Origin of the sequence: Allobosea sp., assembly GCF_035944895.1 — a bacterium.
Lineage (GTDB): Bacteria > Pseudomonadota > Alphaproteobacteria > Rhizobiales > Beijerinckiaceae > Allobosea.
The window spans coordinates 1,093,761-1,108,203 of record NZ_DASZAT010000005.1 but is presented as its reverse complement, the minus strand read 5'-3'; the positions used below and the strand labels follow the sequence as shown (position 1 = coordinate 1,108,203).

Genomic DNA, 14,443 nt, shown 5'->3' with positions numbered 1-14,443 from the left:
ACCGCCGCTTCGCGCATGGCCGAGCGGCCCTGCACGGCGACGCAGCGTCACGAGGCGCGCGCATGATCCGCCGTTTCCTCGACACGCTCTATCTGGTTTCCGGCTGGCTCTCCGGTATCAGCCTGGTCGCGATCTTCCTGCTGATGATGTTCATGTCGATCGGCCGCGAGATCAATTTCAACATCCCCTCCGGCGACGATTTCGCCTCCTGGGCCTTGGTTGGAATGGCCTTTTTCGGCCTCGCCCACACTTTCAAGCGCGGCGAGATGATCCGCGTCGGGCTGCTGATCGAGCGGCTGCACGGCAGGAGCCGGCAGGTCGCCGAACTGGTCTCGCTGACAGTCGCATCGGCCTTCATCGGCTATTTCACCTGGCAGACCGGGCGTCTCGCCTATGATTCCTGGCGCTTCGACGACATGTCGACCGGCGTCGTCTCGGTTCCGCTCTGGCTCCCACAGCTCGCCATGGTGATCGGGCTCGGCATCCTGCTGGTCGCGCTGCTCGACGAGTTCATCATCGTCGCCCGCGGCGGACGGCCGACCTACCAGCCCGAGCCGCCGAAATCCGTCGAGGAACTGGTCGAGCGCGTCGCGCAGGGTGGAGGCGTCTGATGTCCCTGCCCGAACTCTCGCTCGTCCTGCTGCTTTTCCTCGTCGGCATCCTGGCGAGCGGCGTCTGGATCTCCGTCGGCCTCGGCCTGGTCGGCCTCCTGGCGATGAACCTCGTCACCAACGTCCCGATCGGCCAGGTGCTGGCGACCACCGTCTGGAGCGCGACCGCGTCCTGGACGCTCGCCGCCCTGCCGCTGTTCATCTGGATGGGCGAGATCCTGTTCCGGACGAGGCTGTCCGAGCAGATGTTCCAGGGCCTGTCGCCCTGGCTGCAATGGCTGCCCGGCCGTTTGATCCACACCAACATCGTCGGCTGCGGCATCTTTGCGGCGGTCTCCGGCTCCTCCGCCGCGACGGTCGCCACCATCGGCAAGATCGCCCTGCCCGAGCTGGCGAAGCGCGGCTATGACGAGCGCCTGAGCCTCGGCACGCTCGCCGGTTCCGGCACGCTCGGCCTGCTGATCCCGCCATCGATTCCGATGGTGGTCTACGCGGTCACCGCCAATGTCTCGGTGCTGCAAGTCTTCCTCGGCGGCTTCCTGCCCGGCCTGCTCGTGATGGCGCTCTATATGGGCTATGTCATCATCTGGTCCTGGCTCAACCCGGGCAAGACGCCTCCGCGCGACCCTTCCATGCCGTTCCGCGAGAAGCTGCGGCAATCGGCCAAGCTCGCGCCCTGCCTCCTGCTGATCGCCGCCGTCTTCCTTTCGCTGATCCTCGGCTTCGCGACCGCGACCGAATGCGCCGCCTTCGGCGTCACCGGCGCGCTCTTCCTCGCCTGGTGGAGCGGCACGCTGACCTGGGCGGCGCTGCTCGAAAGCATCATGAGTGCGACCCGCCTCACCTGCATGATCATGCTGATCCTGGCGGGCGCGGCCTTCTGCACGGCGGCGATGGGCTTCACCGGCATCCCGGCGGCGCTGGCCGAGTGGGTCAAGGGCCAGCAGCTCTCGCCGCACATGCTCGTGCTGGCGCTGACCTGCATGTACATCATCCTGGGCTGCCTGATCGACGGCATCTCGATGATCGTCCTGACGGCGGTGATCGTGCTGCCGATGGTGAAGGAAGCCGGCTTCGACCTGGTCTGGTTCGGCGTCTACCTCGTCATCCATGTCGAGATGGCGCAGATCACCCCGCCGGTCGGCTTCAACCTGTTCGTGCTGCAGAACATGAGCGGCAAGGACACCTGGACGGTTGCTAAAGCCGCTTTTCCATTCTTCATTCTGCTCAACGTCGCAGTGGTGATCATCACGACCTTCCCGCAGATCGTGCTCTACTTGCCCAAGCTCGCTTTCCCGGACTGAGTTCAAGACCAAGCAAAAGAGAGGGACAACGCATGCTCAACCGCAGAACCGTCATCGCCGCCTTCGCTCTGGGCTGCAGCGCCTTCGCGCTCGCCGCCCCGGCCTCCGCGCAGACCAAGTGGAACCTGCCGGCGGCTTACCCGTCCGACAATCCGCATTCGGAAAACCTCGTCCTCTTCGCCAAGGACGTCGAGACCGCAACCGGCGGCAAGTTGCAGATCACCGTCCATCCCGGCGCGGCGCTGTTCAAGGCGCCGGAGATCAAGCGCGCCGTCGCCAGCGGCCAGGCCCAGATGGGCGAGGTGCTGATCTCGCTGCATGAGAACGAAGACCCGGTCTTCGGCATCGACGTCGTGCCGTTCCTGGCGACCTCGTTCGCCGACTCGATGAAGCTCTACAAGGCTTCGAAGGCGGCGGTCGAGAAGAAGCTCGAGAGCCAGGGCGTCAAGCTGCTGTTCATGGTCCCCTGGGCGCCGCAGGGCGTCTACACCAAGAAGGAGCTCAACACGATCGAGGACATGAAGGGCCTGAAATGGCGCGCCTATAATGTCGGCACCGCCCGTCTCGGCGAGCTCCTCGGCATGCAGTCGGTGACGATCCAGGCGGCGGAGCTGCCGCAGGCGCTGGCGACCGGCGTGGTCAACTCCTTCATGTCGTCGGGCGGCACCGGCTACGATTCCAAGGCCTGGGAGACGCTGACCCACTTCTACGACGTCCAGGCCTGGATCCCGAAGGACGCGACCTTCGTCAACAAGGCTGCCTTCGACGCGCTCGACAAGTCGACCCAGGAGGCGATCCTGAAGGCCGCCGCCACCGCCGAGGCCCGCGGCTGGAAGATGTGGGAAGAGAAGACCAACTGGTATCTCGACCAGCTCAAGGCCAAGGGCATGAAGGTGCAGGCCCCGTCGGCCGCGCTCGCCGCCGGCTTCAAGAAGGCTGGCGAGACGCTCACCGCCGACTGGCTGAAGAAGGCCGGCGCCGACGGCCAGGCGATCGTCGACGCCTACAAGAAGATGTGAGGCGTCACGCTTTCCTTCTCCCTCCAGGGGAGAAGGTGGCAGCGCGAAGCGCTGACGGATGAGGAAGGACAGGCTAAACCTGTCTCGCCCTCATCCGGTCGCGCCGCCCTCATCCGTCTGCTTTGCAGACACCTTCTCCCCCGAGGGGAGAAGGATTGCCTTCCCCGTCGCGCCTCTTTCGGCAAGAGACAGCATGCACCCCTCCGACGACCTCGGCCCGATCGTCTCCTCCGGCCATCTCGCCTCCGGCGCGATGCCGGCGCTGTCGGAATTCGAGTTCGCGCTGACGATGACGGTGCATGCCTTCCAGCGCTGGATGCTGCGCTGCATGACGGCGGCGGGGGTGCCGGAGCTGACGCCGATGGACGTGCTCGTCCTGCACAACGTCAATCATCGCGGCAAGGCCAAGCGCCTCGCCGACATCTGCCTCGTCCTCAACATCGAGGACACGCATCTGGTCAATTATTCGCTGAAGAAGCTCGAGCGCCTGAAGCTCCTGAAGAGCGGACGCAAGGGCAAGGAAAAGACCGTCGCCATTACCCCGGCCGGCGAGGACGCCTGCAAGCGCTACGCCCAGATCCGCGAGCAGCTCCTGGTCAAATCCGTGCTGGCGACGGGCATCGACCCGGCTCGCCTCTCGGAGATCGCCGCCGCGATGCGCTCGCTGTCTGGCCAGTACGACCAGGCGGCGCGGGCGGCAGCGAGCCTCTAGAAACGCGAGGGCCACGGCATGTTGCGGAGGACACTGACTTACGCGTCGGCGTCCGGCGATATCGCCATTCCCATCACCATCGACAACCCGCGCCAGGGCGAGCGCGATTGGTCCTGTGCCTACGAGATCGGCTGGCCGGACGGCCCGCGTCGCGGCTTCGGCTACGGCATCGATGCGACACAAGCAATGCTACTGGCGTTGAAAGCGGTCGGGACAGACCTCTACACCAGCGATCATCACCGCTCCGGCCGACTCAGATGGGTCGAACCGGGCGACGGTTACGGCTATCCGGTGCCGAAGGTCATCCGGGACCTTCTTATCGGCAACGACGCCGAGTACGACAGCTAGACTTCCCTCACCCCTCCACCAACCTCCGCGCGATCACCTGCGCCTGGATCTCGGCAGCACCCTCGAAAATGTTGAGGATGCGGGCGTCGCAGAGCACGCGGCTGACCGGATATTCCAGCGCAAAGCCGTTGCCGCCATGGATCTGTAGCGCGTTGTCGGCCGCCGCCCAGGCAACACGGGCGCCCAAGAGCTTGGCCATGCCCGCTTCCAGATCGCAGCGCCGGTCGGCATCCTTCTCGCGAGCGGCGAAATAGGTCAGCTGGCGGGCGATGACGAGTTCGGCCGCCATCATGGCGAGCTTGTCGGCGACACGCGGGAAGGCGATCAACGGCTTGCCAAACTGGATGCGCTCCTGAGCATAGCGCAGGCCGAGATCGAAGGCCGATTGTGCGACGCCGAGCGCGCGCGCCGCGGTCTGGATGCGGGCCGCCTCGAAGGTCTGCATCAGCTGCTTGAAGCCCTGGCCCTCGACGCCGCCGAGCAGGTTCTCCCCCTTCACCTCGAAGCCGTCGAAGGCGAGCTCGTATTCTTTCATGCCGCGATAGCCGAGCACCTCGATCTCGCCGCCGGTCAGGCCCTCGACCGGGAACGGCTCGGCATCGGTGCCGCGCGGCTTCTCGGCGATCAGCATGGAGAGGCCGCGATATCCCGGCGCATCCGAATCGGTGCGGACGAGCAGCGTCATGATGTCGGCGCGGACAGGATGGGTGATCCAGGTCTTGTTGCCATAGACCTTCCAGACGTCACCATCCTTCACCGCCTTGGTGCGCAGCGAGGCGAGGTCGGAGCCGGTGTTCGGCTCGGTGAAGACCGCGGTCGGCAGGATCTCGCCCGAGGCGATCTTCGGCAGCCAATAAGCCTTCTGCTCGTCGGTGCCGCCGTTCAGGATCAGCTCGGCAGCGATCTCGGAGCGGGTTCCGAGCGAGCCGACGCCGATATAGCCGCGCGAGAGCTCCTCCGAGACGACGCACATCGAGACCTTCGACAGGCCCATGCCGCCGAACTCCTCGGGGATGGTCAGGCCGAAGACGCCGAGCTCGGCCATCTGCTCGACCACCGGCAGCGGGATGTATTCGTTCTGCAGGTGCCATTCATGCGCATGCGGCGTCACCTGCGCCTCGCAGAAGCGGCGCATCTCCGTGCGGATCGCTTCCAACGTCTCGTCGAGGCCGGGATCGCCAACGCTGGCGAGCCCCTGGCTCTGGCTGAACAGCGCGACGAAACGGGCGCGGTTCTCTGGCGTATTGCCCTCGGCGATCAGTTGCTCGGCGGCATCAGAGCAAGCGGCGGCGACCGCCTTGACGGAGAGACCGAGCGCCGGCAGGCGGACGATCTCGCCCTGACTCATCGGGATGCCGCCGAAGATCTGGGCGGCATATTCGCCGGCGCCGATCCGGATCGCGTAGTCCTCGATCGCGCCGTAGCGATCCTCGGCCTGCAGGCGCTCGCCATAGGCCTTGAGCTCGCGCAGCGCCATCACATAGGTGGCGAGCCAGGAGAGACCGTGGGCTGCGTGCTGCTCCTGCTCCAGCTTCGCCGAGGAAATCCGGCCGTCGACCAGCACCTTCTGCCTGACGGCGGCCACCGCCTCCTCCAGCAAGGTCTCGAAACCCGGCAAGGCGGCAGCGATCAACGCGACGGCATTGGCCTCGGAATCGGCCTTGAGGGCGGTGGCATTCATGTCTCTCTCCCTTTGTTGCGGCGCAGCATAAGGGAAGAATCGCCGATCGCGAAAGCCGTCTTTTGGCGGAGAGCTTGGCGTGCCGAGCCGGTGGCCGTTAACCCCCCTTCAACCCTGACAAGGGATTATCCAACTGTCGCGAATTTGCATCATCGGATTCGCGGCCACTCGTCTTTCGTCTTCTCCATGCGAGGGCTTTCGTCAGTTGCGTCTGCGTCGGCGATCGAAGCGAATGGGCTGGCAGAAGCTGCGCTGGGCGCTGGCGACGGTCGCTCCCTGGGCGCTCTCGGCCGGCATGCTGGTCTCCTTCACCGCCTCGGCCGGGCAGAAGCCCGATGTCCTCGGCCCTCCGGGCTCGCTGATCCCCCGCACCGCGCCCGGCGCGCTCTCCGACCTCGCGGAAGGCCCGTCCCTGCTCGTCGCGGCCAGCGCCTTCCATATGCCGGAGCGCGCCTATGCCCGCCTGATCCAGCCGGCGCGCCTCTCCTTCGAGACACCCGAGCGGACCTTCGCAGTCGATCCACGCCGGCCGCGCGAGGATATGAAGCGCACCGCCAGCGCCTTCCCGCAGGTCGACCGCAGCAGCAAGGGCGATCCGATCGTGTCCCTGCGCCCGACGCTGACCCGAAACGGCCCGCCCGGCGAGCTGGAGCAGGTCGTTTTCGGCGACACCCAGCCCGGGCTGATCTCGGGCGGTTTCTCCCTGGAAGCGCAGGAAAGCCCGGAGGAGCCACCGCTCGGCTTCGAGCCCTTCCTGCGCGACGAGGGCGTGACCGACCCGGCCTTGTCCGATTCCTCGCCGACGGCGGTTCCGAAGAGCATCGGCTCGCCGCGCCATGGCGAACTCTCCCCGGACAACCTCGATGGCTCGACGCCATCAGTCCCGGCCGCGCTCGGCCAGTCATCCGGCACGCCGACGGCCACGGGCATCGCCGGAGGCGCTTCCGCCACGCCGATGCAGATGGCGCCCGTCGCGGCCGAGCCGAAATCGCGCAGCCGGATCGCCAAGTCGGAACGCGGGGCGACCACGGACCTGCGCACCGTCGATCCCAGCGAAAAGCAGATCTACACCAGCCTGATCGCGCCCGAGAACATGGCCAAGGAGCAGCGCTGCCTGGCCGAAGCCGTCTATTTCGAGGCGCGTTCGGAGGGCGAGCAGGGCCGCGCCGCGGTGGCGCAGGTGGTGCTCAACCGCGTCAAGAGCGGGCTCTATCCGAATACCGTCTGCGGCGCAGTCTACCAGAACGCCAGCCGCCACCTCGCCTGCCAATTCACCTTCGCCTGCGAGGGCAAGTCGCTGCGCATCACCGAGCCCGGCCCCTGGCGTGACGCTGTCCGCATCGCCCGCGAGGTCTATGACGGCACGACCTATCTGGCTGAGGTCGGCGCCTCCACCCACTACCACGCCGACTATGTCCGGCCGTACTGGGCGCGGAAGCTGAAGAAGATGGACACGATCGGCCGGCACGTCTTCTACAAGCTGCGGCCGGGTCAGACATAGCTGACAGCTTGTCTAACCGCCCGGCCCGGCAATAATCGACTGTTGCCCCGGCCGGCAATTGCACTCATTGATCTACACATCGATGATATCGATGCGACAGATGTGAATTCCGTCTCATCAAGCAACCACTCGCCAATCCTTGCAGGCCGATTCATAACTATCTGTAGGTCATACCTGATTTTGGTAAGAAACATGCTTAATGTGCAAGACGGCCATTGCTGGAACTTCGCTATTAACGCTGCCAGCAACATGCAGTGGTGCTTTGTCAACCAAGTAGTAAAGTGAGATCAAAGGCAACAAGCAGCCGCGCCACGGCAGTTCGACACTTCCGATTTCGGTCTGTGCATCCAAAAGCCCGCTTGGACAGTAATTTGTTCCAAGCCGCTCAGGCGCGCGTGATCACTTCCGCGATCGGAGCGTTTTCGGCCCTGACGGGCGCAAGTTGCATGGTGAACTGGTGTGGGAGCGTCGCCATGGACTACGACAGAGTTCGGCAGGCTCAGGCCCTGCGCGTGAAGGCGTTGATGTGCCGCCGCTGGGCCGATACGGCCCGTGACAGCGAGGGCGCGGCCCGCCTGACCGAGATGGCGAGCGACTATGACGGCCAGGCGGCAGTTCTCGAACAGGACGCCGCGACGCCCTGCTGCGCGCAGCAGGGGCGATAAGCGCCCAGCCTCTACCCTGCGCGCCTACTCGCCGTAGAGCGCCGAATGCCGCGCTGCCGCAAGGCGATCGACCTCGTCCCTAGCGACCATATCGGGATTGTAGAGCCAGCAGATCGACTCGCCCTCGTTCATCATCCGGCCTTGGGCCAGCTCCGCGCCGGCATAGCCGGCTTCGCGCAGGTCGCGCTTCAGCCGGCGGGCGTCCCATCTGATCGCGGCATAGCCGAAGGCGTCATTGTCGAGGACGAAGCCATCCTCCTTGATCCTCAGGAGGGCGTTCGTGATGTCTTGCGCTGAGTATGTCATGGCCTGTTCTGGGCTGTGATGGTCCTCCCTAGCCTGCCGCCCCTTGGCCGACTGATACGGATTTTGCTCGCATTTTAGCGGCTTGCCGATTTTCGCGACATCGGGACGATTCCGCCCCAAAATGCGCGAGGCCGGAACCGATCCCGGCCTCGCTCATCATCCAGAGATAACGGCCTCTAGTCCTGGAAGGCCCAAGCGGCCGGCAGCCAGCGATACTGACCCTGCTCGGCAACGACGCGGCCGAGGCCCGGGAACGGCATATGGGTCGCGGCGATCAGGGCGCCCTCCGCGGCCGCGTGCTGGAAGAAGCGGGCACGCATCGCCTGCGCGGCCGGGCGGTCCTGCTCGAACAGGAAGTTCACATCGAGACCCGCCGGGTGGACCACCGGGAAGAGCATGTCGCCGGCCATGATCAGGCTCTGGCCGGCATCGGCGATGCGAATGCCGACATGGCCGGGGGTGTGACCCGAGAGGTCGACGATCGAGACGCCAGGGACGATCTCGCGTTCGCCGTCGATGGCCTGCAGCTTGGGATAGAGCCGCGACACCTCGCCAGCGAGCTTGATACCGTTCTGAAGATAGGCCGGAGAACCCGAACGGATCGCCGGGTTGGTCCAGTGCGCGAGTTCGCGGCGGTCGACATAAATCTCGGCCTTGGCGAAGTTGGCCTGCTCACCGGCGACGAGGCCGCCGATATGGTCCTGGTGCATATGGGTGACGATCACGGCGTCGATCCTGCCACGGTCGAGGCCGAGCGCGTTTAAGCCTGCCAGCAGCTTCCCGGACTGACCGATCGTGCCGCCGGGGCCGGCATCGATCAGGATGCGCTGGCTACCGTCCTCGATCAGGTACTGGTTGAACATCATCCTGATGCCGCCGAGCCGCGCCGAAAACTGCGCCTTGGCCAGCGCCTCGACCTCGGCGGCGGAGCGGCCGGGGAAATATTCATAGGGCATGTCCACATAGCCATCGCTCAGCGCCGTCACCTTGAAGCGGCCGATCCTGAGCTGCGCCACCGGCGGCGGGGCACGCTCGGCGGTAGCCGGCGCCTGCGCCAGGCTGGCCAAGGACAGACCGGCACCTGCCGCCGCCAGGGCCGGGAGGCCGAGTGAAAATCCCCTGCGTGAAAGACCGGTCATTGTGAACTCCTGGGCTCATCCGAGCGCGGGGCGCCAAGAGCGGCGCCTCAGTAAGGATCGACGTAGTCCTCTCGATCACCGGGTGCTATGGACAGATCGTGGAGATACCCTCTCGAATTACGGAAGGCTGATGGATCGTCTCGATGCCATGGCGGTGCTACTCTCGGTCGTGGAGGCCGGGAGCCTGTCGGCGGCGGCGCGCAAGCTGCGCATGCCGCTCGCGACCGTCAGCCGCAAGATCGCCGATCTCGAAACGCATCTGCGGGCAAAGCTGATGCTGCGCACGCGGCGCGGGACCGAGCTGACCGAGGCCGGCTTGGCCTATCTCGAAGCCAGCAAGCGCATCCTCGAACAGGTCGAGGAGGCTGAGCGCATCGCCGCCGGCGAATACAGCGCGCCCCGGGGGGAACTGCGCCTCACCGCGCCGACATTGTTCGGCCAGCGCCATGTCATGCCGGTCACCCTCGCCTTCCTGGAGCAAAATCCGGAGATCTCGCTCAAGCTCCATCTCGAAGACCGGCAGATAAACCTCGCCGACGAGCATATCGACGTCGCCGTGCGGATCGGCCATCTCGACTCCGGGGAGCTGATTGCGGTGAAGGTCGGAGAGGTCAGGCGCGTCATCTGCGCCAGCCCGGCCTATCTCGACCGCCGCGGCAGGCCGCGGACTCCGGGCGACCTCAGCGACCATGACGGCATCTCGTTCCGCGGCTTTTCAGTCACGCCGGAATGGCGCTATCGCGGCGACAACCCTGCCCTCGGCGACGAGCCCAAGGCGCGGCTCTCGGTGAACTCGACGATCGCAGCCATAGATGCGGCGCTTGCCGGCTTCGGCCTGGTGCGCGTGCTGTCCTACCAGGTCGAGGACGAACTGCGGCAAGGCACCCTCGAAGCCGTGCTGGAGGAGTTCGCCCCGGCGCGGCTGCCGGTCAGTCTCGCCTATGCCGAGGGAGGCTTGCGCAGCCTGAAGGTCCGCGCCTTCCTGGACTGGGCGACGCCACGCCTGCGCGCGCGTCTCGCAGGGCGTGCGCAGAGCCATTCCTAGGCGAGAGGGTCAGTTTTCACAGAGAAAACGAGTCTTTGCGCCGAACAATCGCACCGCCCGCGCGTTCCTTCAGCATACCCATCACGAACACGAGGAGCGTCCAATGGACTGGAACCGCGTCGAAGGAAACTGGAAGCAGCTCAAGGGCAAGGTCAAGGAGCAGTGGGGCAAGCTGACCGATGACGATCTCGACGTCATCGCCGGCAAGCGCGACCAGCTCGAAGGCAAGATCCAGGAACGTTACGGGATCGAGAAGGACAAGGTCCGGACCGATGTCGACGATTGGTACGGCCGCCAGACCTGGCATTAACGCGCCGCTGGCGATCCGTTACTCCATCTGGCCCGCCGGCTTGCGCCGGCGGGCCTTGCCTATGGGGCCGGAAGACGACGCTCAGCTTCCGTTCATCGCCGTCCTCTATCCTTCCCTGACGATCCCGCCCTTGGCTTTGGCCTCGCGCAGAACAGGAGTACAGGCACGATGTTCAAGACGCTCGCCATCGTGGCCCTCATCGGAGCGGCCATCTCGTCCGCGACCAGCGCGAACGCCCAGTATTACGACCCCTACCGGCCGCCGCCGCCGCGCTACGATTACGATCGGCCGCCGCCGCCCTATGGCTACGACCGCCCGCGCCATGGCTATGAGCGGCCCTATCGCCAGCGTTTCGGCGATACCTGCATAACCTCGCGCGGCTCCTGCGCAGCCAGGCCGGCGCCAGCCAATTCGTCCTGCAGCTGCTATATCGAAGGCTTCGGCATGAAGCGCGGCGCCATCGACTGAGGGCCGAACGCAAAGCTGCTTCCAGACGGGCCAGTGGCACTGGCCGGCTCCTGCGCCGGCCAGTGCTGAAACCCTTGAATACTGGGTAGCGTACCGGACGCGACAGTCATGACGGGGCTGTTTCCGTTCCGGTAGAATTGGTTAATTTTACCTTGTTTTGCAGTTAACCTTGTCTTCATAGATCGTCTCAGGCTTTCTTACCTCAACGACGCAGCCGGAGCGCTGCGCAACGCAGGGTTGGGGTCAGCTATGACGTTCAGGCTTCTTTCGCTTTCGGCTCTCGCCACCACGGCGCTGATGAGCCTCGCCGCTCCGGCGCTCGCCGGCGGTTGCAGCAGCTCCTCCTGCTACCGGGCGCCGGTCAGCAATTGCGGCGGCGGCTCCTGCTACAAGCTGGTCTCGACCCCTCCGGTCTACGGCACCGTCGACGAGAGCTATGTCGTGCGGCCCGAGCGCACCTTCTCGCGGGTCGTCCCGGCTCAGTACGACACCGTCACCGAGCAGGTGGTGATCCAGCCGGAGCGCCGCGTCGCCCGCCATATCCCGGCCCAGTACAAGACCGTCTCCGAGAAAGTCCTGATCTCGCCGGCGACCAAGCGCTGGGAAGTCACCCGCGACGCCTATGGCCAGACCACCGGCTGCTGGGTCCATGTCCCCGCACAGTACGGCTATCAGCAGCGCACCGTCGAAGTCTCGCCGGCCTCGGTCGACTACGACGTCATTCCGGCCGTGTACGGCCAGCGCAGCCGCCGCGTCATGGTCAGCGCCTCGCGGGTCGAGCACCAGACCGTGCCGGCCGAATATGCGACGCGGCAGCGCCAGGTTCTGGTCAGCCCCGGCTCGCAGTACTGGGCCAAGAGCGGCTACTGAGTTTTCGCGTTTTCTTCGTAGTACCTGTCACCACGTAACAAGCACCTCACGCCCCGGCTTCGGCCGGGGCTTTTTTCTTGCTTGGGATCAACATTGGAGCGGCGCGCGAGCCGCCCTCACCCGTCATGGTCGGGCTTGTCCCGACCATCCGTGCCTTCCTTCATCGAAGGTGGTGTTCAAGGCGTGGATGCTCGCCACAAGGGCGAGCATGACGTTGATGGATCAACGTCGCGCTTGAAAGGTCACTGTCGGTTCAGGCCAAGCCGCCGGTCAGCAGGATCAGCACGCCGACGCCGAGCGCGAAGGCGAGGATGCGGGCGGGCATCGAGAACAGGGTGCCTGGCGGCTGCTTCGTCGCGAAGCCGGCGACGACCTCGACCAGCGCGAGCGCCAGCAGCACGTAGACGAAAGGCGGGAAGGTGCCGCCTCTTGCGATCCAGCCATTGTTGACCGCGAGCGAGGCGAGCGCGCCTAGCCCGACGCCGGCAGCGACAAAGAATTGCTCGGGCCGGCTGAAGCGCATCGCAGGCTCAGCGCCGGCGGAAGTTCTGCGGCCGCGGCGGCATCGGGCCGGGGCTGGCGGTCTTCTGGCGGAAGTTGATCCGGCCCCGGTCGAGGTCGTAAGGCGACATCTCCACGACCACGCGGTCGCCGGCGATGGTGCGGATGCGGTTCTTCTTCATCTTACCGGCGGCATAGGCCAGGATGACGTGGTCATTGTCGAGCTTGACCCGGTAGTTGCCGTCCGGGAGCACCTCGACCACGGTGCCGTCGAATTCGAGCAGTTCTTCTTTCGCCATTCGCTGATCCTTCGTCTTGTCCTCGGCGCGGGGCCAGGCCTCATGAGCCTGGCCCCAGCGATTACGGCGCCTGTCAGTTCGGGCGCCGCCCGCCGCCGCCGGTGCGTCGTTGTCCCGTTCTTTGCTGCAAGAACGCGACGCCGCCAAGCCCTTCCTTGCCGGAAACCGCTTCTTTTCGTGTACCGCCGGTGTCCTGGCGCTGGGCCGGACGCTCATGGCGCTGCTGCTCCGGACGCGCCTGGTGCTGGCGCGGCTGGCTCGGGCGGGACTGCTCGCGATGCGGCTGCCCCTGGCGCTCGCCCTGCTCAGGACGCTGGCCGCCGCGGCCATGGGACGGAGCGCCCCGGCCGTCGCGACGCTGCCCCTGCCCGGGCTGCTGCCCGTTCTGCGGACGGCCCTGGCCACGGCCGCCACGGTTCTGCGGCGGCTTCTTCGGGGTGCGGCCATCCCAATACGGCACGTCGCCGACCGGGGTGAGCGCGACCTTGGTCAGCTTCTCGATCGCGGCGAGATCGCCGCGCTCTTCCGGCGTGCAGAAAGCGATGGCAAGGCCTGACGCCCCGGCGCGCGCGGTGCGGCCGATGCGATGGACATAGGTCTCCGGCACGTTCGGCAGGTCGAAATTGACGACATGGCTGATGCCGTCGACATCGATGCCGCGCGCAGCGATGTCGGTCGCGACCAGGATGCGCAATTCGCCGTCACGGAAGGCGCCAAGGGCACGCTCGCGCTGGCCCTGGCTCTTGTTGCCATGGATCGCGGCAGACTTGATGCCGGCCTGCTCGAGCTGACGAACGACCTTGTCGGCGCCGTGCTTGGTGCGGGTGAAGACGATGGCGCGCTCCATTTCCGGAACGCTCAAAGTCTTCGCCAGCAGGGCCGGCTTCTGGCCAGCTTCCGTGAAGATGACGCGCTGGTCGATCTTCTCGGCGGTAGTGGCGACGGGCGCGACCGCGACCTCGACCGGGTCGGTCAGATAGGCCTGGGCGATCTCGCGGATCGCCTTCGGCATGGTCGCCGAGAACAGCAGGGTCTGGCGCTGCTTCGGGATCAGCGTCGCGATCTTGCGCAGCGCATGGATGAAGCCGAGGTCGAGCATCTGGTCGGCTTCGTCCAGCACCAGGAACTCGATCTCGCGCAGCGAGACAGCGCGCTGGTCGACGAGGTCGAGCAGACGGCCCGGGGTCGCGACGAGGATATCGACATGCTGGCCGAGCGCACGGATCTGCTTGCCGACCGGAACGCCGCCGAAGATCACCGTCGACTTCAGCGAGGTGAACTGGGCGTAGGTGCGGATGCTGGCCTCGATCTGGGCCGAGAGCTCGCGCGTCGGTGACAGAATGAGCGCGCGCACCGAGCGCGGCTGCATGCGCCGCGGCTGGTTCAGCAGCCGGTGCAGCATGGGCAGCGAGAACGCAGCCGTCTTGCCGGTGCCGGTCTGGGCGGCTCCGAGCAGGTCACGGCCATCGCGAATCGAAGGGATCGCCTGCGCCTGGATCGGCGTCGGCGTCTCATAACCTTCGGCGGCGAGCGCTTTGAGAAGCGGCTCGGCCAGGCCGAGGTCGGTAAATTTAGTCAAATCAGGTCTTTCTGAGCCGAACGACATGGGGCGCACGTGGTGAACGGAAGCGCCTCGACATGCCGTCTCGGTCTACGCATGGTCT

General features: G+C 65.9%; 17 protein-coding genes. 11 read left to right on the top strand and 6 right to left on the bottom strand.

What is annotated here, in order from left to right:
• Positions 1-62: 62 nt before the first annotated feature.
• The 5 genes from VGV58_RS07560 (at position 63) to VGV58_RS07540 (ending at position 3,994) form a co-directional block, all read left to right on the top strand.
• Positions 63-611: a TRAP transporter small permease gene (locus tag VGV58_RS07560; RefSeq protein WP_326873355.1), complete on the top strand. Its 549-nt coding sequence runs from the start codon at positions 63-65 to the stop codon at positions 609-611.
• Complete coding sequence (locus VGV58_RS07555) at positions 611-1,915, top strand: TRAP transporter large permease (RefSeq protein ID WP_326873354.1); 1,305 nt, start codon at positions 611-613, stop codon at positions 1,913-1,915. Before VGV58_RS07560 ends, VGV58_RS07555 begins: the two co-directional genes overlap by 1 nt.
• A 32-nt stretch (positions 1,916-1,947) precedes the next feature.
• Entirely contained in the window at positions 1,948-2,934 is a 987-nt protein-coding gene (locus VGV58_RS07550) for a TRAP transporter substrate-binding protein (RefSeq protein WP_326873353.1), read from the top strand.
• A 193-nt stretch (positions 2,935-3,127) separates the two neighbouring features.
• The gene (locus VGV58_RS07545) at positions 3,128-3,646 is read left to right on the top strand and encodes a winged helix DNA-binding protein (protein WP_326873352.1); all 519 of its coding nucleotides are present in this window, start codon (positions 3,128-3,130) and stop codon (positions 3,644-3,646) included.
• A gap of 18 nt (positions 3,647-3,664) precedes the next feature.
• Positions 3,665-3,994, top strand: a complete 330-nt coding sequence (locus VGV58_RS07540; RefSeq protein WP_326873351.1) for a DUF6968 family protein — start codon at positions 3,665-3,667, stop codon at positions 3,992-3,994.
• A gap of 7 nt (positions 3,995-4,001) precedes the next feature.
• Here VGV58_RS07540 and VGV58_RS07535 read toward each other — a convergent pair whose 3' ends face one another.
• Positions 4,002-5,675 (bottom strand): acyl-CoA dehydrogenase family protein, encoded by a 1,674-nt coding sequence (locus VGV58_RS07535; protein ID WP_326873350.1) that lies wholly within the window; start codon positions 5,673-5,675, stop codon positions 4,002-4,004.
• Between the two features lie 232 nt (positions 5,676-5,907).
• Here VGV58_RS07535 and VGV58_RS07530 point away from each other — a divergent pair, with 232 nt between their 5' ends.
• Together VGV58_RS07530 and VGV58_RS07525 are read left to right on the top strand one after the other, a co-directional pair.
• Positions 5,908-7,176 (top strand): cell wall hydrolase, encoded by a 1,269-nt coding sequence (locus tag VGV58_RS07530; protein ID WP_326873349.1) that lies wholly within the window; start codon positions 5,908-5,910, stop codon positions 7,174-7,176.
• A 473-nt stretch (positions 7,177-7,649) separates the two neighbouring features.
• Positions 7,650-7,841: a hypothetical protein gene (locus VGV58_RS07525; protein ID WP_326873348.1), complete on the top strand. Its 192-nt coding sequence runs from the start codon at positions 7,650-7,652 to the stop codon at positions 7,839-7,841.
• Positions 7,842-7,865: 24 nt separating this feature from the next.
• On the opposite strand, the gene VGV58_RS07520 is transcribed toward VGV58_RS07525, so the two are convergent.
• On the bottom strand, positions 7,866-8,147 hold the full coding sequence (locus VGV58_RS07520) for a hypothetical protein (RefSeq protein WP_326873347.1): 282 nt from the start codon (positions 8,145-8,147) through the stop codon (positions 7,866-7,868).
• 176 nt (positions 8,148-8,323) lie between these two features.
• Positions 8,324-9,286 carry an MBL fold metallo-hydrolase gene (locus tag VGV58_RS07515; protein ID WP_326873346.1) on the bottom strand — a complete coding sequence of 321 codons (963 nt, stop codon included), beginning with the start codon at positions 9,284-9,286 and terminating at the stop codon, positions 8,324-8,326.
• A 130-nt stretch (positions 9,287-9,416) separates the two neighbouring features.
• On the opposite strand from VGV58_RS07515, the gene VGV58_RS07510 reads away from it, so the two are divergent.
• The 4 genes from VGV58_RS07510 (at position 9,417) to VGV58_RS07495 (ending at position 11,979) form a co-directional block, all read left to right on the top strand.
• Positions 9,417-10,331 (top strand): LysR family transcriptional regulator, encoded by a 915-nt coding sequence (locus tag VGV58_RS07510; protein ID WP_326873345.1) that lies wholly within the window; start codon positions 9,417-9,419, stop codon positions 10,329-10,331.
• Positions 10,332-10,434: 103 nt separating this feature from the next.
• On the top strand, positions 10,435-10,641 hold the full coding sequence (locus VGV58_RS07505) for a CsbD family protein (protein ID WP_057187726.1): 207 nt from the start codon (positions 10,435-10,437) through the stop codon (positions 10,639-10,641).
• 168 nt (positions 10,642-10,809) lie between these two features.
• Positions 10,810-11,109, top strand: a complete 300-nt coding sequence (locus VGV58_RS07500) for a hypothetical protein (protein WP_326873344.1) — start codon at positions 10,810-10,812, stop codon at positions 11,107-11,109.
• 249 nt (positions 11,110-11,358) lie between these two features.
• Entirely contained in the window at positions 11,359-11,979 is a 621-nt protein-coding gene (locus VGV58_RS07495) for a hypothetical protein (protein ID WP_326873343.1), read from the top strand.
• 253 nt (positions 11,980-12,232) lie between these two features.
• Here the strand turns inward: VGV58_RS07495 and VGV58_RS07490 are convergent, their stop codons facing one another.
• From VGV58_RS07490 to VGV58_RS07480, 3 genes are all read right to left on the bottom strand, one after another.
• Entirely contained in the window at positions 12,233-12,502 is a 270-nt protein-coding gene (locus tag VGV58_RS07490) for a hypothetical protein (protein ID WP_326873342.1), read from the bottom strand.
• A gap of 7 nt (positions 12,503-12,509) precedes the next feature.
• The gene (infA, locus tag VGV58_RS07485; RefSeq protein WP_057187732.1) at positions 12,510-12,779 is read right to left on the bottom strand and encodes a translation initiation factor IF-1; all 270 of its coding nucleotides are present in this window, start codon (positions 12,777-12,779) and stop codon (positions 12,510-12,512) included.
• Between the two features lie 73 nt (positions 12,780-12,852).
• Entirely contained in the window at positions 12,853-14,358 is a 1,506-nt protein-coding gene (locus VGV58_RS07480) for a DEAD/DEAH box helicase (protein WP_326873341.1), read from the bottom strand.
• Positions 14,359-14,443: the final 85 nt, after the last annotated feature.

What these genes read in the sequence shown, in the direction of transcription:
- VGV58_RS07560 (WP_326873355.1), top strand. Translation starts at nt 63, where the DNA reads ATGATCCGCCGTTTCCTCGACACGCTCTATCTGGTTTCCGGCTGGCTC.
- VGV58_RS07555 (WP_326873354.1), top strand. Translation starts at nt 611, where the DNA reads ATGTCCCTGCCCGAACTCTCGCTCGTCCTGCTGCTTTTCCTCGTCGGC.
- VGV58_RS07550 (WP_326873353.1), top strand. Translation starts at nt 1,948, where the DNA reads ATGCTCAACCGCAGAACCGTCATCGCCGCCTTCGCTCTGGGCTGCAGC.
- VGV58_RS07545 (WP_326873352.1), top strand. Translation starts at nt 3,128, where the DNA reads ATGCACCCCTCCGACGACCTCGGCCCGATCGTCTCCTCCGGCCATCTC.
- VGV58_RS07540 (WP_326873351.1), top strand. Translation starts at nt 3,665, where the DNA reads ATGTTGCGGAGGACACTGACTTACGCGTCGGCGTCCGGCGATATCGCC.
- VGV58_RS07535 (WP_326873350.1), bottom strand. Translation starts at nt 5,675, where the DNA reads ATGAATGCCACCGCCCTCAAGGCCGATTCCGAGGCCAATGCCGTCGCG.
- VGV58_RS07530 (WP_326873349.1), top strand. Translation starts at nt 5,908, where the DNA reads ATGGGCTGGCAGAAGCTGCGCTGGGCGCTGGCGACGGTCGCTCCCTGG.
- VGV58_RS07525 (WP_326873348.1), top strand. Translation starts at nt 7,650, where the DNA reads ATGGACTACGACAGAGTTCGGCAGGCTCAGGCCCTGCGCGTGAAGGCG.
- VGV58_RS07520 (WP_326873347.1), bottom strand. Translation starts at nt 8,147, where the DNA reads ATGACATACTCAGCGCAAGACATCACGAACGCCCTCCTGAGGATCAAG.
- VGV58_RS07515 (WP_326873346.1), bottom strand. Translation starts at nt 9,286, where the DNA reads ATGACCGGTCTTTCACGCAGGGGATTTTCACTCGGCCTCCCGGCCCTG.
- VGV58_RS07510 (WP_326873345.1), top strand. Translation starts at nt 9,417, where the DNA reads ATGGATCGTCTCGATGCCATGGCGGTGCTACTCTCGGTCGTGGAGGCC.
- VGV58_RS07505 (WP_057187726.1), top strand. Translation starts at nt 10,435, where the DNA reads ATGGACTGGAACCGCGTCGAAGGAAACTGGAAGCAGCTCAAGGGCAAG.
- VGV58_RS07500 (WP_326873344.1), top strand. Translation starts at nt 10,810, where the DNA reads ATGTTCAAGACGCTCGCCATCGTGGCCCTCATCGGAGCGGCCATCTCG.
- VGV58_RS07495 (WP_326873343.1), top strand. Translation starts at nt 11,359, where the DNA reads ATGACGTTCAGGCTTCTTTCGCTTTCGGCTCTCGCCACCACGGCGCTG.
- VGV58_RS07490 (WP_326873342.1), bottom strand. Translation starts at nt 12,502, where the DNA reads ATGCGCTTCAGCCGGCCCGAGCAATTCTTTGTCGCTGCCGGCGTCGGG.
- infA (WP_057187732.1), bottom strand. Translation starts at nt 12,779, where the DNA reads ATGGCGAAAGAAGAACTGCTCGAATTCGACGGCACCGTGGTCGAGGTG.